The organism is Massilia sp. CT11-137, assembly GCF_047302885.1.
Classification (GTDB): domain Bacteria; phylum Pseudomonadota; class Gammaproteobacteria; order Burkholderiales; family Burkholderiaceae_D; genus Telluria; species Telluria orientalis.
On record NZ_JBKYMP010000002.1, the window covers coordinates 1,930,984 to 1,950,472 of the forward strand.

Genomic DNA, 19,489 nt, shown 5'->3' on the forward strand with positions numbered 1-19,489 from the left:
GTTCCGAAACCCCTGTTCGTTTCCGTGCGCCTATCGCCTTCCTTAGCGTTTTGACATACCTTGTTGTCAAGCGCTCGTCCGTTACGGCGAGCCGTCATCCAATGAGGAGGAATTATGCTGGCAATGAATTACCGGGGACCGTATCGCGTCCGCGCCGATTACAAGCCCGATCCCGTCATCGAACATCCGGGCGACGCCATCGTGCGCGTGCTGCGCTCCTGCATCTGCGGGTCCGACCTGCACCTTTACCACGGCATGGTGCCCGACACCCGCGTGGGCCATACGTTCGGCCATGAATTCGTCGGCGAAGTCGTGGACGTGGGCCGCGACGTGCAGACGCTGAAGGCCGGCGACCGGGTATTGGTGCCGTTCAACCTGTTCTGCGGCTCCTGTTTCTTCTGCCAGCGCGAACTCTTCGGCAATTGCCACAACACGAATCCGGAAGCGACGGCCGTCGGCGGCATCTACGGTTATTCGCATACGGCGGGCGGCTACGACGGCGGCCAGGCCGAGTACGTGCGCGTGCCGATGGCCGACGTGGGCCCGTATCCGATCCCCGACGACCTGCACCTGGACGACGCCGTGCTGCTGACCGACGCTCTCCCGACGGGCTACCAGGCCGCCGAGATGGGCGACATCCAGGAAGGCGACACGGTGGTCGTCTTCGGCGCCGGCCCCGTCGGCATCTTCGCCGCGAAAGCCGCGTGGCTGATGGGCGCGGGCAGGGTGATCGTCGTGGACGAGGTCGAGTACCGCCTGGAATTCGTCAAGCGCTTTGCCCAATGCGAGGTCGTGAACTTCCGCGAAGTGAACGACATGGCGGAGCACATCAAGAAGATGACCGACTGGATGGGCGCGGACGTCACCATCGACTGCGTGGGCGGCGACGCGGCCGGTTCCATCGCGCAGACGCTGACGGGCCGCCTGATGAAGATGCAGGCCGGCGCCTCGACCGTGCTGCACTGGGCCATCAACAGCGTGCGCAAGGGCGGCAACGTGTCGATCGTGGGCGTGTACGGCCCGACGTTCAACGCGGTCCCCATCGGCAACGTGGTGAACAAGGGCCTGACGATCCGCGCCAACCAGGCGAGCGTGAAGCGCCACCTGCCGCGCCTGATCGAACACATCCGCGCAGGCCGCATAAACCCGAAAGAAATCATCACGCACCGGGTGCCGCTGGAAGAGGTGGCGGACGCGTACCACATCTTCTCGAGCAAGCTCGACAACTGCATCAAGCCCGTCCTGATCCCGCCGTCGGCGCGCGAAGTCCAGGCCGTGAACGCCACCGCACTGCATTGAGGAGACGCCATGGAACACCAACATCACCATCATGACAGCGACGTGGACCACGTGCATGCGCATCCGCTTCAGGGCGACATGGCCGAAGGCCCGCGCCGTCCAGGCCGCGAGGAGTTGTCGCACATCGAGGGCTGGGGCGCCGACCTCGACCGCAAGAACCGCCCCGCCGTGCCGATGGAACGCACGCCGCCGCGCTTCATCCATGCGCACGACGGCAAGCTGCCGCAGCAGCCGGAAAACGTCGAGGTTCTCGTGTCGACCGAACGGCCCGGCATCACGCCGATCTTCGGCACCGCGCAGCCGCCGACAGGCCTGTCCGGCATGATGCGCCGCCTCGCCTTCAAATGGTCGGAAAACGACCTGCGCCATTGGCTGCTGCTGCTCGCGGCGGACCGCGTGAACGTCGTCGAGGGTATCGGCGAAGACCTCGCCCACGGCAAGGTACCGAACGTGCTGGGCGAAATGGGCATCAAGGCCGAGTGGGAGCACAACCGGGCCGGCCTCGTGAAGAAGGCGGTGCTGGCCGGTGCCGTCGTCGGCACGGCCGTGTACCTGCTGCGCCGGCGCGAGCGCTGATGCGAACATAGGGCTGGCTCTCCGAGCCCTACGCCTGACGCCAACAAACTGCATGCCCCACGCGTGGGCACAGGGTGTCCACCCTACAGACCGCCTCACGGCAGCCGCAAGGCGCCGTGGGGCTCTTTGCGCTTGAGCAAATTCCTTTAAGCGAGCTCGGCCACACTGCATCGGTGTGTCCGCTCAATGAAAGGAAATCTCATGAACAAGCGCAAGATGTTGCTGGCGTCGTTCGGCGCCCTGTCCCTGGCGGTCGTCGTGCCCGCGGGCGCGGCCGGCCCCGGAACGATGAGCCCGGCGGTTGCCGCGTCCCCGCAGCTGGACGCGGCGCTGCTGGCCCAGCTGGACGCGCGCCGCGCCGCGCGCGGGCAGGATGCGCGCTACGGGTATGCGATCGTCGCGCGGCATCCCGGCACGCAGGGCACGCAGGTCGCGCGCGTGGCCCATACGTACAAGAACCTGCGCATCTTCGGCTTCGAATCCGTGCTCGTGCTGGATGCCAACGGCAAGATCCTGTCCGAATCGGATTCCGAGCAGCGCGCCAACTTCGTGAAGGCCGCCGCCGCCGGGCCGGGTTCGGATTTCAGCGTCGTGCCCGCGATCTCGTCGAAGGCCGCGATCGATGCGGCGCTGGCCTCGCTGGGCGCTTCGGCGCGCCACGAGACGCCGCCCAGCGCGGAGCTGATCATCTGGCCCGCGATGCGCACGGAACGCGTGCCGGACGCGCGCGACAAGCAGGAGCAGGAGCTCAACGCGCTCGACGTGCGGGAAGTCGTCGACCACTACGAACTCGCCTACCTCGTGCACACGCGCATGGTCGTCGGCGACAAGCCCGTGTACCACGACACCATCGTGAGCGCGCGCGACGGCGCCATCCTGGCGCAGTGGAGCATGCTGCAGACGGTGGTCGGCGTGGGCCACAGCCAGTACAACGGCGACGTGCCCATCAACACGACGCTCGCCGAGGGCAAGTACAGGATGATCGACGACACCCGCGGCACGGGGGGCACGTTCGGCGCGATGGCGATCACGAACGCGAACCATGGCACGAGCGCGGGCAGCGTCTACGTCAACGATACGAACACGTGGGGCGACGGCAAGCAGTACGTGAACGGCGGCTCGACGACGAACGCGAACGGCCAGACGGCCGCCGTGAACGCGATGTGGGGCCTGATGAACACGTACGATGCGATGAAGAACGTGTTCAACTGGCTGTCGCTGGATGGGCACAACACGGCCACGTACATCGCGGCGCACGTCAACACGGCATACGACAACGCCTATTACAGCGACACGTGCCGCTGCATGTTCATCGGCGACGGCTCCAGCTTCAACAGCCTGGGCTCGATCGACGTCATCGGCCACGAGATGGGCCACGGCGTGACGGCCGCCACGTCGAACCTGACGTATTCGGGCGAATCGGGCGGCCTGAACGAATCGTCGTCGGACATCAACGGCGAGGCCGTCGAAGCGTATGCGCGCGGGGGCGGAAAGGGCGACAGCATCCCGCTCACGGGCAACGACTGGGTGCTGGGCAAGGAGATCAGCAAGTCGGGCACGCCGCTGCGCTGGATGTACCGCCCCAGCAAGGACGGCAGCAGCCCGGACGCCTGGAACAGCTCGATCAAGCGCCTGGACGTGCACTACAGCAGCGGCCCGAACAACCGCATGTTCTACTTCCTCGCGCAGGGCTCCAGCGCGGACAAGGCCGGCGATTATTACAGCAAATACCTCGTCAAGACGCCGGCCGCGATGACGGGCGTCGGGCTCGACAAGGCCTACCGGATCTGGTTCAAGGCGAACACGACCAAGTTCACGTCGAGCACCAATTACGCGGATGCGCGCGCCAGGATGATCGAGGCGGCGGGCGAGCTGTACGGCAAGAACAGCAAGGAAGCCATTGCCGTGCAGCGGGCGTACGCCGCGATCAACGTGGGCGCGGACGTGGACGAAGCGCCGGGGCAGTAAAGACGCACCTCGTCAGGCGGCTTCCAGGACAATGGCCGCGGCCTGGAAGTCGCCGGCGAGGTTGGGCTGGATCCCCTGTCCCATCCAGTAGGCGCCGCTCGCCTGTTTCGGTGTGCGCGGCGCCACGCCGCCTGCGATGGTGCGCAGCGCATACGTCTTCCGTGGGTCGAGCCCGCGCAACCGGATATGGGGCGCCGGATTGCGCATGCCGCCGGAGTGGAGGAAGGCGAAGAGGACCGCCTGGCTGCCGTCCTGCGCGACCGACAGCGTCGCCGACCGTGCCGAGCCGCCCTGCGGCGATATCAACCGGTATAAATTGCCTTGTTGGACGGTTACGCGAATACGCTTGTACTCGGCAATCAGGCGCTTCGCTTGCGCGAAGTCGTTCGCGCTCCAGTGGTTCAGGTTCGCGCCGACCCCGAGCGACCCCTGCATGGACGACAGAAACCGGTATTCCAGCGACGTGGCGCGCTTGTTGACCCAGTTGGGCGAGTCGGTGACCCATGCCATCATGATCGCCGGCGCATAGGCACGGCTGAAGCCATCCTGGATCAACAGCCGGTCGTACGGATCGGTATTGTCGGACACCCAGACCTCGTCGGTCAGGGCCATGATGCCGAGATCGACCCGGCCGCCGCCGCTGGCGCACGATTCGATCTCGACCTTCGGGTGGCGCCGGCGCAGCTCGCCGAGCAGCTTGTAGAGATTGTCCACGTACGTCACGTACAGGCGTTGCTGCTCCGCGGGCGGCACCTGCGGCCAGCCCGGTTCGGACCAGGCGCGGTTATGGTCCCACTTGAGAAAGGCGATGTCGTTCGCGCCGAGCAGCCCGTCCAATACCATGAGAAGGTGGTCGTACACGTCCTTGCGCGCCAGGTTGAGCACCAGCTGGTCGCGGGCTTCGGAGCGCGCGCGTCCCGGAAAATGGATGACCCAATCGGGATGGGCCCGGTACAAATCGCTGTCCGGATTGACCATCTCCGGTTCGACCCACAGCCCGAATTCCATGCCCAGGTCATTGACGCGTTTGATCAGTGGCGTCAGCCCGTTCGGGAATTTCCTGGTGTTGACGACCCAGTCGCCCAGGCCCGCTTTCGAACTGTTGCGCGCGCCGAACCAGCCGTCGTCGACGACGAAGCGTTCGATGCCGATGCTGGCGGCCTTCTCCGCGAGCGCCATCTGGCCCGCTTCGTCGACGGCGAACTCGGTCGCCTCCCACGAATTGTAGAGAACGGGCCGCGGACGGAGCGCCGGCGCGCCCGGCAGGATCCGCGTGCGCTGGTAGCGATGGAACAGGCGCGACGCGCCGCCGAAACCGTCATTGGAAAACCCGGCATGGAACACGGGCGAGGAGAGGCGTTCGCCGGGCTTGAGCCGATACGCGAAATCGAAGGGGTTGTAGCCGGCGGTCACGCGGACGCCGCCGAGCGCATCCATGTCGACACCGATGCGCCACGCGCCGCTCCAGCCCAGTGCGCCGAACCACACGGGGCCGGACTCTTCTTCGGTCATGGCCCGGCTCAGCGCGATCCACGGGTTGGCCTGGTGCGACGTCACGCCCTTGCGGCTCTCGATCACCGTCGCGCCGGGACCGACCGGGCGGGTTTGCAGCGCGAACTCGCCGGCCCAGCGCCCGGTCAGGTACGACACGCGGTAATCGTCGTCGTAAGGCAGGTTGATGCTGGCCGCCGCCATCTGGTCGACCTGGATCCAGCCGTCCGTCCGGTTCTCGACGACGGCACTGCGCGTCAGGATGCCGGTTGCGGCCTCCATCGCATAGGCGAGCGTGACGTGCACGGCGCGACTGACGTCCTTGAGCCTGACCACGAGGCGTTCGCCGTCGAGCTGGTGGTCGACGTAGCGCAGGTCCAGGTCGCGCACGCCGTCGGGGAAGGTGACCTTCAGGGCCGGCTCCACCGTCAGGCCCGCGCCGAAGCCGGGATACTCGAACGGCGTGACGGTGATCGACGTTTCGTTGCTGGAGTTCTCAGCGACCGGCACCGGCGCCGGCAGCGGATCGCCCGGGGCCAGCGCGCTGCCCCAGTACATGGTCTGCAGACGGCCATCCGGGTTGACGCCGAACGCATAGGTGACGGCGCCGCCGTCGAGACGAAAGACGCGTGCCGCGTCGTCAATGGTGGGGCGCGCCCGGGCGGCGTTGCCCATGGTGAGTCCGGCAAGTCCGCCCAGCATGCCCATGCATACGGCGCGACGGCGTCGATCGATCTTCTTCATAGTCTCCTCAGCCAGCGATTTTGTTCATCTTATCGCAATGGCCGAGGAGTGGTCGAAAAGCAAAACTTCAGGGCTGCAGCAACGGATACGGATTGACGGGCGTTCCCTTCCACCACTGCTTGTCGGGCGTCAGCTCGAACACGGCGAAGTGCAGGTGCGGCGCGTTCGGATCGGCATTCCCGGTCGCGCCCACATAGCCGATCAGGTCGCCGCGCCTGACCTGCGCGCCTTCCTGCAGGCCGTCCGCATAGCGGTCCAGGTGCGCATAGTAATAGGCATATTTTTCGGTCGGATCGAACTGGTACACGGTCAGCCCGCCCGGCTTGCTCGTGAACAGCTTCACGATCTTGCCGTCCGCCACCGCGACCACCTTCGTGCCCTTCGGCGCCATGATGTCCAGCGCTTCGTGGTGGCGTTCGGTGCCGCGCGGCTGGTCGTACGTGTCGGCGAGCCTGGAGAACGGCATGCCGTCGACGGGCACGAGCAGCTTGCCCGGCGGGACATTTGGCGCGGGGGCCGTGCCCGCTGCGGCGGCGGGCGTGTCCGGCGCGGCGGGACGCAGCGGCAGGTCGAGTTCCGTGAGGTCGGGCATGACCTGCGGCGCCGGCGGCAGCTTGCCGTCGATGCCGCTGGCGGGCGGCGGCGGCGCGGGCAGGGCACCCGTGTTCGCGGCCACGGCCGGTGCGGTGGCGGGTTCGTGGGGCATCTGGCGCAGCCAGACGAACAGGCCGCCGGCGCCCACCAGCACGCCGAGCAGGAAGGTCATCAACCATCTCATCGCCGTCTCCTTTGTTTCGGTTCAGTCTTGCAGCACGACCTCCGTGCCCGCCTGGACGAGGCCCGCCACTTCCGATGCGCTCCAGTTCGTCAAGCGGATACAGCCGTGCGATTCGCTCTTGCCGACCGAGGCCGGCACCGGCGTGCCGTGGATGCCGTAATGCGGCTTGGTCAGGTCGATCCACACGACGCCGACCGGGTTGTTGGGGCCCGCCGCGACGGTCGTCTTCTTGTCGCCCGGCTTGGCGTCCCAGAACAGTTTCGGGTTGTAGTGGTAGGTGGGGTTGCGGTGCACGCCCTCGATTTTCCAGTTGCCGATCGGCAGAGGATCGTGTTCGCTGCCGCTCGACACGGGATACTGGGCCAGCACGGTGCCGCCGGCGTCCTGCAGCTGCAGGATGCGGGCCTCCTTCGACACGACGACGCGCGCTGCCGCCGCCAGCGCCGGGGTGCCGACGACATTCGGCACGACGATCTGCTCGCCGGCGCGGCCCAGGTCCTTGCCGGGGTTGAGTTTTTCCAGCAGAGCCGGGCTCGCGTGGAATTTCTCGCCGAGACCTTCCGCCGGCGTGGCGTAGCCGAGCGTGGGTAGCTTGGCCTTTTCCATCATGTCGTCCGGCACGGGGCGGAACGGGCCCGCGACGTCGGTGTCGGCCAGCGTGTAGGTCAGCAGGGTCGGCGTCTGGTCGATGTTCAGCGCGTTCCATGTGGCGTCGTCGAGCTTGCCGGTCGGATTCAGGCCGCGCGCCTTCTGGAAGCCGGCCAGCGCCTGGCGCATGTTGGAGCCGTAGGCGCCGTCGATTTCGCCCGGCGAGAAGTGGGCGCGGTCGAGCAGCACCTGGGCGCGCAGCAGCCGCTCGAATTCGGCCGCCTGCGCGGCGGCCGGCTCGGCCTGCGTGGCCGGGGTGGCGGCGGCCGGCTGCGCCTGCGGTTGCGCGGCGCCCGCCGGACCGGCGAGGCCGGCCAGCAGGGCGATCAAAAGGGGAATGCGGGTCGTTTTCAACATGGTGTCCTGCCTGAAATTGCGTTGGCTTCAGGTTAGTGCCGCGCAAGACGGGACTCTGTGCGGGAACGAACCCAGCTTCGTCGGGCCGGCGGTACAATCCGCCGCATGACCATGTTGACCATCACCCTGCAGCCGTCCGGCTGGTCCTTCGACACCGACACGGAGACGACGGTGCTGCACGCCGCCGAACGGGCCGGCATCGACCTGCCCAGCTCCTGCCGCAACGGCACGTGCCGCACGTGCATCTGCCGCCTCGCGCGCGGCACGGTGCGCTATCTCGTGGAATGGCCGGGGTTGTCCCTCGACGAAAAACGCGAGGGCTATATCCTGCCGTGCGTCGCGGTCGCGCAGGACGATCTCGTGGTCGACCAGCGGCTCGCGAAGAAGATCGTGTTTCCCGACTGAGAGCGCCCGGCACAGCTGCAGACCTGCTTCGATAGCAACAGCCTCATGCACTCGGCTGACCAACGTTCGCTATCGGGCCAGGAACTGACCGATTGCCAGGCCGGTACCGGTAACTCATCACGTAGTCCGCTCGGTTCGTCACACGCCTGCCCACTGAACCCCTATCTGATACACACTTCCCGCACAGCCCGGGAAGGGGCGCAAATGTAAATCATTCAAGGGGAAGGCCGTGCGTACATGTTTCTTGATAAGTCTAGTTGTTTTCTTGATAGGCTTCGCGTCTGCCCAAGCTGCGACCTGGCAGCCGTCGCCGGGACATGTGCAGATTGATATTTGGCCTGGTGCAATCCCCAATGCGGTGGCTACCCAGCAGCCGGAAGCGGTCGTCGCTGCGACGGGACACGGTGGATGGGCACAGATCAATGACGTGAGCAATCCAACGATGACCGTGTACTCGCCGAAGGGCGTGAACACCGGAGCCGCTGTCATCGTATTTCCCGGTGGAGGATTCCGAGTCCTGGCCATTGACCTGGAAGGGACGGAAATCTGCGACTGGCTGACATCACGCGGGATTACCTGCGTATTGCTCAAATACCGCGTCCCCGGAGGGAACGACTACTGGGATGAGAAATGTCGATGCAGAATCTTTCCAAAGATACCGCTTGCGCTGCAGGATGCGCAGCGGACCATCAAGCTCGTGCGGTCGAAGGTAACCGAACTGAACCTGAACCCGCGCAAGATCGGTGTCATCGGCTTCTCGGCCGGGGGCTATCTGGTCGCCCAAACCAGCAACATCGTTGCGTCTGCCTACGCGCCAGTCGACGCCGTGGACAAGTTAAGCAGTCGCCCCGACTTTGCTATTGCGCTTTATCCGGGTCACCTGTGTCGCTCTGGAACACTCGAACCAGGCATTCGCGTGACGAAGGAAACACCGCCCACATTTCTATTGCAAGCCTGGGACGATCCGGTCGACCCTATCTGCAATAGCACGCTGTATGCCCGGGCGCTGAATCAGGCGGGCGTACCGGCCGAGGTTCATCTTTTTGCAAAAGGAGGGCACGCCTTCGGTCTTCGGGAGAAAGACCATCCTTTAGCAGCTTGGCCTTCGTTGGTGGAAAACTGGCTCAAGGAAATCGGCGTCCTATAAGTTAGCAAAATCGATGGCGGCTTCGGGCGATAACGGACACACGCTGCGGCCATGGCAGGCCGCGTCAGCGCGCGTCCGGGCCCAGCGCCGACTCGATCGCGCGCAGCACGCGCGGCCACGCGCCCGACGTCGCCGCCACCTCGTCGTAATGGCTGGCGCCCGGCAGGATCACGACCTCCGCGCTGTCGCCGGCCGCACGCGCGCGGGCCGCGAAGTCGTGCGCGACGCGCGGGGGCGAGATCGTGTCCAGTTCGCCGGTGACGAGGATCGTATGGCTGCCGTTCGGCATCAGGTCGCCCGCGTTCGTGTCGGAGAACACGTCCGGCCGGCCCTCGCCGGGCGTGCCGGCCAGTTCGGCGGTCTCGCGGCCGCAACTCGTCTTCAGCAGCGCGGCTTCGCGCCGCAGGTCGGCCAGGCCGCCCAGGCTGACGACCTGGCGCACGGGGACGATGTCCTTGCGGTACAGCGGACTCGACGCGGGGATGCGGGGCCGTGCCGCCAGCCATTGCACGAGCTGGCCGCCGGCCGAGTGCCCGACGGCCACGAGTCGGCCGAGGTCGAGCGGATGTTCCCGGGCCGTGCGCGCGAGCAGGTCGAGGGCTGCGTTCATGTCCTGGTAGGTGCCTGGGTAGCCGCCGCCGGCCTCGTCGACGCGGCGGTATTCCACGTTCCACACGGCGATGCCGCGCGCCGCCAGTGCCCCCGCCACGTTGCGCAGCTGCGTGATGCCGCCGAATTCCTTCGTCCAGCAGCCGCCGTGCACCAGCACGGCCACGGGGAACGGTCCCGTGCCGGACGGCAGGAACAGTTCGGCGTACTGCGACGGCGCGGCGCCGTAGCGCAGGGTGGCGGCGGGCGCGGGACCGGACAGGGCCAGGTAGTCGTCCAGCGTCATCGGGGCGGCATACACGGTAGAGGTCATGGCGAGAGTGAGCGCAAGGGCAGCGAGGCGTGTCATGGGCTCGACTATACCAGCCCCGCACGATTGAAAACCCGCCGCGATCTTCCATGCTAGGCTGCACACAACGTCAACCGCAACCATAGGGAGATCATCATGACCCAATCGAAATCCACAGGCAGCCAGAACAAGCAGTCGGGTAACCAGTCCGAGGAAGACGTCCAGAAACAGAAGGCGGGCGTCAAGGAGAAAAGCAGCCACGACCACATGTCGACCGTGAAGGCCGGCAAGGACAAGGGTGCGGGCGGCGGCGCCAAGCAGAAAGAAGGCCGTTGAGCCCGTTCGCCGGAGAAAATCGATGAGTTTGCCGGAACACGCACATTCCACGCCGGACCCCACGACGCCCGACCCGGAGCTGCCGCCGCCGCAGCCGAGTCCGGATCCGGACGACGTACCGGCGCCGGCGCGCGCACCGGTGAAGGAGCCGGATGCGCCGGAACCGCCCATCAAGGCGGAATAAGCAGGTGAAGGGAACAGGATGGGGCGGACCGTCGTGTCGCCCCATCCTTTGTCACGAGAGGGTCAGGCCTTGCCTGGGGCGGTTTGCTGGTTACCGGCCTGGCCGGCGTCCTGCTTGTTACCCTCATTGCTGCCGCGCTTGGGGATGTCGCGAATCATCTCGTCCGTTTCATGCTGGCCTGGCGAGCGCTCCCCGCTGCCGATGTCCGCTTCGTGCAAATTGGGCGGGGCGTCGGCGCCCGGATCCGGTTTCGGAATGTCGGTTCTCATGGTGTGCTCCATTGCGTTGTCGTGTTGGCGCAATACTAACAGTCCATGTCCGGCCCCGGCGCGCAATAGGATCGCCGATTGTGTACGTTGGCGCACATATATCTTTTAGGAACTTTTTAATAATAGGCTTGAGGCCAACGACTCTCGGAGGAGAAAAGCATGAGCACCACCCTGTACAACAAGATTCCGCTGGGCCGCGGCCCGCTGCTGGGGTCGCACAAGATGCACGCGGCCGTGGCGCTGGGTGTCCTGGCGGGGGCGGGCCTCGTCTGGGCCGCCGTGCGGGCGTTGCGCTGAAGGCCAGACAGGTTGCCGGGACGGCCCGTCGCCGTTACCATGGCGGGCTTGTTCTCTTGGAAAGTGGTAATGAAGAATCTGAAACTGACGGGCGACGAATACGATGCGCTCGAATTCATCCGGCGCGGCGCGAAGACCGACCGCGTCAATGCCTGTGTCGGGCGTAACGCAAAGCGCCTGTCGGGCCTGAAGCTGATCCAGTACGCGAAGAACGGGAGCCTGGCGCTGACGCCGCAGGGGACGGAACTGCTGTTCCTGCGCCGCTGCGTGCAGGCGCTGCGCGCGCTCGAGGCGGACCCGGCGGTGAATGTGGATGACGATGTCGCCCAGTTCCTCAGCCGCAAGTCGCACATTGCGGCGCGGGCCGAGGGCGGGTTCGAATTGACGGAACGTGGTCGCGAGTCGTTGGCAGATATCTCTGCCCAGGAGTAGGGTCGGCACGCCTGTGCCCACGCGGACGCCACGTTACGCGTGGGCTCGGGGAGCCCACCCAACGTATTGCCGACGTCGCGTATTAATTGGTGCGGCGGCGGTTCGGGTACACCAGCGCCCGTACCGCGATCTCCGCCGGCACGCCCATCGCCGCGAGGAATTCCGCGGCGCGCTGCAGCCCCAGCGTGGGAACGGACGCGACGGCCTGGTTGACGAGGTCGCGCGTGCGCATGTCGGTGCGCGGCCTGCGTTCCGCCAGGGTGGCCGTGGCGGTGTCGATATTCAGTTCAGTCATCATCTATGCTCGGTGAGTGTATTGCTAAAGAATCACGGAGTATTGTATGAGAACGATATTGATTAAGCCACAGGAAATTGCACGAAATCTCGCACTTGTCATGCAAACTTAAAGCGGATTCGAGATTTCTTCAGGCGGCGGCCGTCTGCGGCTCGTCTTCCGGGGCCGTCAGGCCGCGTCGCTGGCGTAGCAATTGCTCGAATTCATGGGCCGGGAGCGGCTTCGAGAAATAATATCCCTGCATTTCGTCGCAGCCCTGGTGGCGCAGGTAATCGAGCTGTTCGGCCGTTTCGACACCCTCGGCGATCACGGACAGGCGCAGGTTGTGCGCCAGCGCGATGATCGAGGCGACGATGGCGGCATCGTTGGCGTCGTGCGTGATGTCGTTGACGAACGAGCGGTCGATCTTCAGCACGTCGATCGGGAAGCGCGACAGGTACGAGAAGCTGGAGTAACCCGTGCCGAAATCGTCGATCGACAGGTTCACGCCCAGCGATTTCATGCGGTGCAGCAATTCCACGGCCGGCGTGACGTCGCTCATGAACAGGCTTTCCGTCAGTTCCAGTTCGAGGCAGGACGGATCCAGGCCCGTGTCGTCGAGCACGGCCTCGATGCCCGGCAGCAGGTCGGCCGCGCCGAACTGGCGCGCCGACAGGTTCACGGCCACGCGCAGCTTGCCCAGGCCCGCATCGTGCCAGGCCTTGTTCTGGGCGCACGCGGTGCGCATCACCCAGGCGCCGATCGGCACGATCAGGCCCGTGTCCTCGGCGATGCCGACGAAGCGCGACGGCGGCACCATGCCCAGTTCCGGATGCTTCCAGCGGATCAGCGCTTCCATGCCGACGATGCGGCCCGTCTGCAGGTCGACCTGCGGCTGGTAGTGCAGCACGAATTCGTTGCGTTCGAGGGCGTTGCGCAGCGCGCTCTCGATGCGCACGCGCTCCAGCGATTCCTCGTTCATGGCCGGCGTGTAGAACTGGAAGTTGTTGCGGCCCAGTTTCTTGGCGCGGTACATGGCGATGTCCGCGTGCTCGATCAGGTTCTCGGACGGCGTGCCGTCGCTCGGGAACGCGGCCACGCCGATGCTGCAGGTGACGAAGAACTCCTTGGTGCCCAGCATGACGGGCTGCGCGACGGAGTCCATGACGCGCTGCACGATGTCCGGCGTCAGCGGCTGGTCGTGATGCTCGGACAGGATCACGACGAATTCGTCGCCGGACAGGCGCGCGACGGTATCCGTGTCGCGCAGCGACGAGCGCAGGCGCGCCGCGACCGTCATCAGCAGGACGTCGCCGGCCTTGTGGCCCATGCTGTCGTTGACGTACTTGAAGCGGTCCAGGTCGATCAGCATCACCCAGACCTGGTGGCCGCTGCGGGTGGCGTACGCGACGGCCTGGCCCAGGCGGTCCTGCAGCAGCGAGCGGTTGGGCAGGCCCGTCAGCACGTCGTGCTGGGCCACGTGGTGCACGCGCTGCTCGGTGACCTTGCGCGCCGTGATGTCGCTGCCGGTGCCGCGGTAGCCGGTGAAGCGCCCCGTCTCGTCGAACGTCGGCTGGCCGTTGATGCAGAACCAGCGTTCCTCGCCGTTGTCGTCGACGACGCGGTATTCGAGGTTGCGGAACGGCTCGTGCGCTTCCAGGGTGGCGACGTGGTCGCGGCCCAGTTCCGTGTCCGTCAGCGCCGGCACGTAATCCCAGCGGCGGCGGCCGAGCACGCGCTCGGTGGCGATGCCGGATTTTTCCGTGAAGTCGCCGGTGACGTGGGTAAAACGGAATTCCTCGTCCTGTTCCCAATACCAGTCGGATGACATGGCGACGAGCTGGCGGAAGCGCTGCTCGCTTTCCTGCAGCGCTTTTTCCGTGCGCTTGCGCGCGAGGACGTCGTCGATCAGGCGCTGGTTCGTCAGCTTCAGGTCGGCGGTGCGCTCGCGCACCAGTTCCTGCACTTTCCGCGCGCGCTCGCCGGCCGCCTGCACGAAGGCGCACAGGAGCAGGGTCGACAGCACGCCGCCGGTCAGCAGCAGGGTCGAGCCGAGATGGTCGGCCAGCCACGGGCTGGGCGCGGCGATGGCTTCCACGGTCCACGACTGGCCGCCGACCGTGAAGGTGTTCAGGGCGCGGCCCGTGTAGCCGCCCGACAGCAGCGGGACGGGCGATTCGGACGCCGTCACGTCGCGGCTCGCATAGGCGAGGCGGGCCGGATCGGCGCGGCCGCCGCCATAGAATTTCAACTGGATGCTGTGGTCGTCCAGCAGGCCGGCCCTGGCCAGCGTGGCATTGGCGAGGGTCGGCACGGAGACCACGGCGGCGGTGTCGCCCAGCAGGCGGCCGCCGCGGGCGTACACGGGCATCAGCACTTCGAAACTGGGGGCGCCCGGTGCCTGGGCGATCTGCAGCAGGCTGGTGAGGGCGGCACGGCCGCTCGCCTGCGCCCGCCCGAGGGCGTCCATGACCTGGCGGTTCTGGCTGACGTCCAGGCCGAGGGCGGCCTCGTTACCCTGCATGGGTTCGAGATAGTCGACGACGTGGTAGCGTTCGCGCGCCGGCGCCGCCACCCGCGCGGGGCCGCGCATCTCGCGCACCACGAGGTCGGGCTGGAACTGGCGCAGGTCCGCTTCGAACGCGGCGCGGTCGGCGGCGTCCACGACGCGGTGGAAATTGAAGGCGCGGATGTACGGATTGCGCTGCAGCAGCGGCGTCGTGAAATCGTGGAACTGCGCGCGCGTGACCGGTTGCACGGTCGTGAACAACTGGTTGGTGACGTTCAGCACTTCGACGGCATCATCCATGCCCTGGCGCAGGGCAGCCACACGCACACCGGTTCCCTGTTCGAAGGCCAGCGCCTTGTTGTCGTATTCGAGACGGCTGACGGCAACCGCCAGCACCGCGGTTGCGGCCAGGCCGCCGGCCAGCGTGAGGCCTGCTGCGAGCGTGAGCGAAAACGGCAGTCGGCGACGCGACATCCGGGGTTCCCTATGCATGAAAGATGAGAGCTTGCCCTAAGGCATGAAGAAGCATCAGTTTGTCACAGAAACTCTAGTTTCCGCAAACAAATTGTCACAAGCGGGACCGCGTAGCGCGAAGGTGTGGTAGGGCCAAAACAGATCGCGATGCGATCCAGGCAAGGATGGCTCGAACGGCTAGCCGATTCAATAATCCCAGGCCGATTCCGCGCCGGCGCCGCAGCGCCGTCAGGCGGCGCAGGACGGCATCCGCAGGGGCGTGCAATGCATACACGATGCGGTTGTTGCCCGCGACCTTGTCGAACCAGCAGGTGTGGCCGGCGAACACGGTATCGAGCGCGTCCATCACGTCCGGGTAGCGCGGATCGTACGTGAAGACGTTGGCCACGAGCACGCCGCCGGGCCGCAGCGCGTGACGGCAGTCCGTATAAAAGGGCGTGTCGGCCAGCCTGGGCGGCAGCCCGCGCGCGTCGAAGCCGTCGACCAGAAGTACATCGGCCGAGCCGGGATGCGCGGCCAGCCACTCGGCCGCGTCGGCCTGGACGACCGCGAAGCGCGCGCTGTCGGGCGGCACGTGGAAGGCGTCGCGCAGGGCGATCACGTCGGCGCGGAGTTCGATGACGGTGATGTGCGCGTCGGGAAAATGGCGGTGGCAGAACTTGGCCAGCGAGCCGCCGCCGAGCCCGACCATCACGATGCGGGCGGGAGCCGGCGCGAACAGGACAAACCCCATCATGGCGCGCAAATAGGCCAGCACGAGGGCGTCGGGCCGGGCCAGCAGCATCTCGCTCTGGATGTCGCCGGGGACGAATTCGAGCGTCCGGCGGCCCCGGCGCGTACGTACGAGCGGCGGGGTGGGGCTGTTGTGAGGCATGCCGTCAAGTATAGGTGAACTTGTTGCGGTCGATAGGTTTCTGATAAGCTGGCCGTTGCAGCCCATGCGGAGACCTCATGTTCCTGGACCACCCGACCATTACCGCCACCAACAGCCAGACCGAGCCGGACCGCATCGAGCGCCTGGATCGCGTCTATGGATATGCGATGGCGCTGGCGGACGTGGACGGCAACCCGGGTTTCGTCGAAAAGCTGACCCAGATCCACGACCATAAAGGGACCCTGATCGTGTTCTGGCACGAGCAGCCCACCGAGGCCGAACGGGAGTACTGGGCGCGTGCCTGGTCCAGCCGCGTCGGCGACGGCACGACCGCGGTCGTGCACGAATGCTGAGGTGACGATGGACGCGACCACGATGGTCCTGGCACTGGCACTCGGCAACCTGGCCTTGTGCGCCACCCTGTTTTTCTTCGAACAGTCCGGCCATGCCGGCCGTCCGGCCGTGCCGACGTGGGGCTGGTCGCGCCTCTACCAGGGCGCCGGCTGGCTGCTGCTGGCCATCGGCGCGGCGGGCGTCGTGCCGGAAGGCCTGGCCTTGCCCATTGCCTACGTCCTCGTGTTCACCGGCGTGGCCTGGGAATCCGGTGCCGCGTGGGAACGCGCCGGCCGCCTGCGCTGGCGCCGCGCCACGCTCCCCGCGCTGGGACTGGCGGTCGCCGCCTTCCTGCTGTGCTGGCTAATCGACCCGATCGGCCTGCGCGCCGTGGCCGCGTCCCTGGTCCTCGGCGGCTTTTATTTGTCGCTCGCGGCGGCGCTGGCGCGCGGCTGGGCGGCCGCATCGATGCTGCAACGCTTCCTGGCGCTGGCGACGACCGTGCTGGCCGTCGTCGTGGGCGCGCGCGGGGCGCTCGTGCTGCTGGCGCCCGAGGGCTGGGGCTGGATGACGAGCGATATCCTGCGCCAGCTGCACTCGGGCGCCCTGTATCTGCTGGCCCTCGTCGGCGGCTTCGGCTGGCTGCTGCTGGGCCGCGAGCGCGAACAGGCCGAGCTGGCGCGCCTGGAAATCAACGACCCGCTCACCGACGTGCCGAACCGGCGCGGCTTCTTCCAGGCCCTGGCCCCGTGGATGGCGCTGGCGCGCCGTCCCGGCCAGCCGACCGCGCTCGTCGTGTTCGACCTCGACCAGTTCAAGCGCATCAATGACGGCTACGGCCACCCGGCCGGCGACGTCGTGCTCGCGCACCTGATCAATACGTGCAAGCGCCAGTTGCGCGACAGCGACCTGCTGGGCCGCCTGGTGGGCGTGGAATTCGCGATCCTGCTGCCGCGCACGAACCTGGACGATGCGGCGATGGTCGCCGAGCGCATGCGCACCGCGATCGAAGCGGAGCGCGTCAAGACCGAGCGCGCGATGATTTCATTGACGGCCAGCTTCGGCGTCACGACGATCCGCCCCGACGACAGCACCGTCACCTTGCTGGCCCGTGCCGACGAGGCATTGCGGGTGGCCAAGAAGGCCGGGCGCAACCGGGTCGAAGTGGCGGCAGCCGTACTGGCGCCGGTAGAAGAATGAACGCCCCCGCGCCGGGGCGCGTACGAACACCCGTGTCCGCCATGGCGCCTTGTGCGCGCATGGCTTATGATGATGTGATCAACGATGCTCCTGTCATCGATCCGTCATCCAGCCCCGCTATCGTGGCGCCGTTTTCGACTTCGGAGTCTGCATGAGCACCACACCTCCCATTCACGCCGCACTCGTCCTTGGCTCGGACAGTTTCCGCCTGCTCGTCGGCACCGTCGAGGACGGCGCGCTGCGTCCCCTCGACAGTTTTCATGCGCCGCTGCGGCTGGCCGCCGCGCTGGACGCGCAGGGCTGCCTGAGCCCCGAGGCGATGGACAGCGCCTTCGACTGCCTGCGTACGATCCGCGCGCGCCTGTCCGACCATGCGCTGGCCGCCGTGCGCGTGGTCGCCACGTCGACCCTGCGCATGGCCCGCAACAGCCACCTGTTCCTGCCGGCCGCGCAGCAGCTGCTCGGCCATCCGGTGCACGTGCTGACCGGCGAGCAGGAAGCCGTCCTGACGTATCTCGGCGTGGCCGACGGCACGGCGCACGAAAGCGCGGCGCACGAAAGCGATACGCGCACGCTGGTGCTGGGGATCGGCGGCGGCTCGACGCAGCTTGCGCTGGGCACCGGGCGCCACGTGCAGAAGGTGGCGTCGCTGGGCCTGGGCACGTCGCGGCTGGCACTGACGTTCTTCAGCGGCGGGCGCATCGACGCGGTGTCGTTCGCGGCCGCGATCGCCTCCACGCGCGCCAAGCTGGGCGACGAGACGCCCGCGTTCGGCCCCGGCCGGCGCGACCGCGCGTGCGGCGCGTCCGGCACGATCCACACCCTGGCGCGGCTGCTGGCCGACAACGACCTGGCCGGTCCCATCACGCGCGCCCGGCTCGAGTCGCTCGCGGCGCGCGCGCTCGGCCAGGGCGGCGGCGGGGCGCCGCTGGCCGGCCTCGGTCACTTGCGCCTGCGCGACGTGACGGCCGCGCTGGCCATCCTGCTGGGCCTCATGGAAGAGCTGGAGATCGAGGAACTGGAGGTGCCGAAGACGGGGCTGCGCGCCGGCGTGCTGGCCGAGTTGCGCCACGGCCGCGCCGCGCTGGCGGCTTGACGGTCCAGGTAGGTTTTGACGGCAAGGTCTGGCATACTGTTGTCTGTTTTTAATCATTCTTGCCGCCGCCGCCCTACCCAAGCCATGCTGCGCTTCCTTCGCCACGGATCGATCGCCTGCTGTTTGCTCGTCGGCGCGCCGTCGTTCGCGGCGGGCACCGTGTCCCTGTGTTTCGAACGCCAGGAAGTGCTGCCGTGGCGCACCCTCGACGGCGGCGGCCTGAATTTCGAGCTGCTGGCCGAAGTGGCGCGGCGCCTCGGGCTCACGCTCGATTACCAGAGCATGCCGTGGAAGCGCTGTCTCGCGCAGGTCAAGGCGAACCAGGTCGACGGCGCCTTCGCCGTCAGCTTCAGCCGCGAGCGCCTGGCGCTGGGCGCCTATCCCGGCGTGAAAGGCGGCGATGGCCTGGCCGATCCGGCCCGGCGCATGCACGTCGACCGCTACGTCCTGGTGCGCCGCAAGGGCGGCAAGGTCGACTGGGACGGCAAGCGTTTCGCCAACGTGGACGGCCGCATCGGCTTCCAGCTCGGCTACTCCGTCGGCGACTTCCTGCGCGCCCAGAACGTGCCCGTGGACGAGGGCAGCCAGCAGGCCGACGAACTGGTGCAGAAGATGCTGGCCGGCCGCCTCGTGGCGGCGGCCCTCGGCGGCGGCGACGCGATGCGGCTGATGCGGTCGGCGTACGCCACCCAGATCGAAATGCTGCCCGTGCCGCTGGTCGAGAAGCCGTACTACCTGCTGCTGTCGCACGCCTTCGTCGCGCAGCGGCCGGACCTCGCGGAACGCATCTGGAAGACGATCGAGGACGTGCGCACGAGCCCCGCCTACCGCCGCCGCGAGCGCGAGCTGACCGGCCATCCGGGAGGCGGTCATTAATCCGCTGATCTCCACTGGCGCGCG

The 19,489-nt window shown here is 67.1% G+C and carries 21 protein-coding genes; 13 read left to right on the forward strand and 8 right to left on the reverse strand.

Annotated elements, in window-relative coordinates; translation table 11 throughout:
- Window positions 1-114 precede the first annotated feature (114 nt).
- The 3 genes from ACEN98_RS25350 to ACEN98_RS25360 all read left to right on the forward strand — a co-directional run bounded on the left by ACEN98_RS25350 (window position 115) and on the right by ACEN98_RS25360 (window position 3,843).
- Window positions 115-1,299: a zinc-dependent alcohol dehydrogenase gene (locus ACEN98_RS25350; protein ID WP_413344467.1), complete on the forward strand. Its 1,185-nt coding sequence runs from the start codon at window positions 115-117 to the stop codon at window positions 1,297-1,299.
- A gap of 9 nt (window positions 1,300-1,308) precedes the next feature.
- A complete protein-coding gene (locus tag ACEN98_RS25355; protein WP_413387628.1) occupies window positions 1,309-1,875 on the forward strand; it encodes a hypothetical protein in 567 nt (188 codons plus the stop codon).
- A gap of 201 nt (window positions 1,876-2,076) precedes the next feature.
- Window positions 2,077-3,843, forward strand: coding sequence for a M4 family metallopeptidase (locus tag ACEN98_RS25360; RefSeq protein ID WP_413387629.1), 1,767 nt, complete (start codon window positions 2,077-2,079; stop codon window positions 3,841-3,843).
- Window positions 3,844-3,855: 12 nt separating this feature from the next.
- Here ACEN98_RS25360 and ACEN98_RS25365 read toward each other — a convergent pair whose 3' ends face one another.
- The 3 genes from ACEN98_RS25365 to ACEN98_RS25375 form a co-directional block, all read right to left on the reverse strand.
- The gene (locus ACEN98_RS25365) at window positions 3,856-6,078 is read right to left on the reverse strand and encodes an alpha-galactosidase (protein WP_413387630.1); all 2,223 of its coding nucleotides are present in this window, start codon (window positions 6,076-6,078) and stop codon (window positions 3,856-3,858) included.
- 67 nt (window positions 6,079-6,145) lie between these two features.
- A complete protein-coding gene (locus ACEN98_RS25370; RefSeq protein WP_413387631.1) occupies window positions 6,146-6,856 on the reverse strand; it encodes a M23 family metallopeptidase in 711 nt (236 codons plus the stop codon).
- A 21-nt stretch (window positions 6,857-6,877) separates the two neighbouring features.
- On the reverse strand, window positions 6,878-7,861 hold the full coding sequence (locus ACEN98_RS25375) for a L,D-transpeptidase family protein (protein WP_413387632.1): 984 nt from the start codon (window positions 7,859-7,861) through the stop codon (window positions 6,878-6,880).
- Between the two features lie 105 nt (window positions 7,862-7,966).
- On the opposite strand from ACEN98_RS25375, the gene ACEN98_RS25380 reads away from it, so the two are divergent.
- Window positions 7,967-8,266: a 2Fe-2S iron-sulfur cluster-binding protein gene (locus ACEN98_RS25380; RefSeq protein WP_413387633.1), complete on the forward strand. Its 300-nt coding sequence runs from the start codon at window positions 7,967-7,969 to the stop codon at window positions 8,264-8,266.
- A 229-nt stretch (window positions 8,267-8,495) separates the two neighbouring features.
- Window positions 8,496-9,413, forward strand: coding sequence for an alpha/beta hydrolase (locus ACEN98_RS25385; RefSeq protein ID WP_413387634.1), 918 nt, complete (start codon window positions 8,496-8,498; stop codon window positions 9,411-9,413).
- A gap of 64 nt (window positions 9,414-9,477) precedes the next feature.
- Here ACEN98_RS25385 and ACEN98_RS25390 read toward each other — a convergent pair whose 3' ends face one another.
- Window positions 9,478-10,371 carry an alpha/beta hydrolase gene (locus ACEN98_RS25390; protein WP_413387635.1) on the reverse strand — a complete coding sequence of 298 codons (894 nt, stop codon included), beginning with the start codon at window positions 10,369-10,371 and terminating at the stop codon, window positions 9,478-9,480.
- 96 nt (window positions 10,372-10,467) lie between these two features.
- On the opposite strand from ACEN98_RS25390, the gene ACEN98_RS25395 reads away from it, so the two are divergent.
- Entirely contained in the window at window positions 10,468-10,647 is a 180-nt protein-coding gene (locus tag ACEN98_RS25395; protein ID WP_413342671.1) for a hypothetical protein, read from the forward strand.
- A 22-nt stretch (window positions 10,648-10,669) separates the two neighbouring features.
- On the forward strand, window positions 10,670-10,831 hold the full coding sequence (locus ACEN98_RS25400; protein ID WP_413342669.1) for a hypothetical protein: 162 nt from the start codon (window positions 10,670-10,672) through the stop codon (window positions 10,829-10,831).
- A 62-nt stretch (window positions 10,832-10,893) separates the two neighbouring features.
- Here the strand turns inward: ACEN98_RS25400 and ACEN98_RS25405 are convergent, their stop codons facing one another.
- Window positions 10,894-11,100, reverse strand: a complete 207-nt coding sequence (locus tag ACEN98_RS25405) for a hypothetical protein (RefSeq protein ID WP_413342667.1) — start codon at window positions 11,098-11,100, stop codon at window positions 10,894-10,896.
- Window positions 11,101-11,259: 159 nt separating this feature from the next.
- Here ACEN98_RS25405 and ACEN98_RS25410 point away from each other — a divergent pair, with 159 nt between their 5' ends.
- The gene (locus ACEN98_RS25410; protein ID WP_181158819.1) at window positions 11,260-11,397 is read left to right on the forward strand and encodes a hypothetical protein; all 138 of its coding nucleotides are present in this window, start codon (window positions 11,260-11,262) and stop codon (window positions 11,395-11,397) included.
- 69 nt (window positions 11,398-11,466) lie between these two features.
- Entirely contained in the window at window positions 11,467-11,829 is a 363-nt protein-coding gene (locus tag ACEN98_RS25415) for a hypothetical protein (protein WP_413387636.1), read from the forward strand.
- Between the two features lie 82 nt (window positions 11,830-11,911).
- On the opposite strand, the gene ACEN98_RS25420 is transcribed toward ACEN98_RS25415, so the two are convergent.
- The 3 genes from ACEN98_RS25420 to ACEN98_RS25430 form a co-directional block, all read right to left on the reverse strand.
- A complete protein-coding gene (locus tag ACEN98_RS25420; RefSeq protein WP_229470454.1) occupies window positions 11,912-12,124 on the reverse strand; it encodes a hypothetical protein in 213 nt (70 codons plus the stop codon).
- 130 nt (window positions 12,125-12,254) lie between these two features.
- Window positions 12,255-15,086 (reverse strand): EAL domain-containing protein, encoded by a 2,832-nt coding sequence (locus tag ACEN98_RS25425; protein ID WP_413387637.1) that lies wholly within the window; start codon window positions 15,084-15,086, stop codon window positions 12,255-12,257.
- Between the two features lie 94 nt (window positions 15,087-15,180).
- Window positions 15,181-15,960 carry a fused MFS/spermidine synthase gene (locus ACEN98_RS25430; protein WP_413387638.1) on the reverse strand — a complete coding sequence of 260 codons (780 nt, stop codon included), beginning with the start codon at window positions 15,958-15,960 and terminating at the stop codon, window positions 15,181-15,183.
- A gap of 77 nt (window positions 15,961-16,037) precedes the next feature.
- Here ACEN98_RS25430 and ACEN98_RS25435 point away from each other — a divergent pair, with 77 nt between their 5' ends.
- From ACEN98_RS25435 to ACEN98_RS25450, 4 genes are all read left to right on the forward strand, one after another.
- Window positions 16,038-16,313, forward strand: coding sequence for a hypothetical protein (locus tag ACEN98_RS25435; RefSeq protein WP_413387639.1), 276 nt, complete (start codon window positions 16,038-16,040; stop codon window positions 16,311-16,313).
- Between the two features lie 7 nt (window positions 16,314-16,320).
- Window positions 16,321-17,493: a GGDEF domain-containing protein gene (locus ACEN98_RS25440; RefSeq protein WP_413387641.1), complete on the forward strand. Its 1,173-nt coding sequence runs from the start codon at window positions 16,321-16,323 to the stop codon at window positions 17,491-17,493.
- A 151-nt stretch (window positions 17,494-17,644) separates the two neighbouring features.
- Window positions 17,645-18,589, forward strand: coding sequence for a hypothetical protein (locus ACEN98_RS25445; protein ID WP_413387643.1), 945 nt, complete (start codon window positions 17,645-17,647; stop codon window positions 18,587-18,589).
- A gap of 84 nt (window positions 18,590-18,673) precedes the next feature.
- A complete protein-coding gene (locus ACEN98_RS25450) occupies window positions 18,674-19,465 on the forward strand; it encodes a substrate-binding periplasmic protein (protein ID WP_413387645.1) in 792 nt (263 codons plus the stop codon).
- Window positions 19,466-19,489 lie beyond the last annotated feature (24 nt).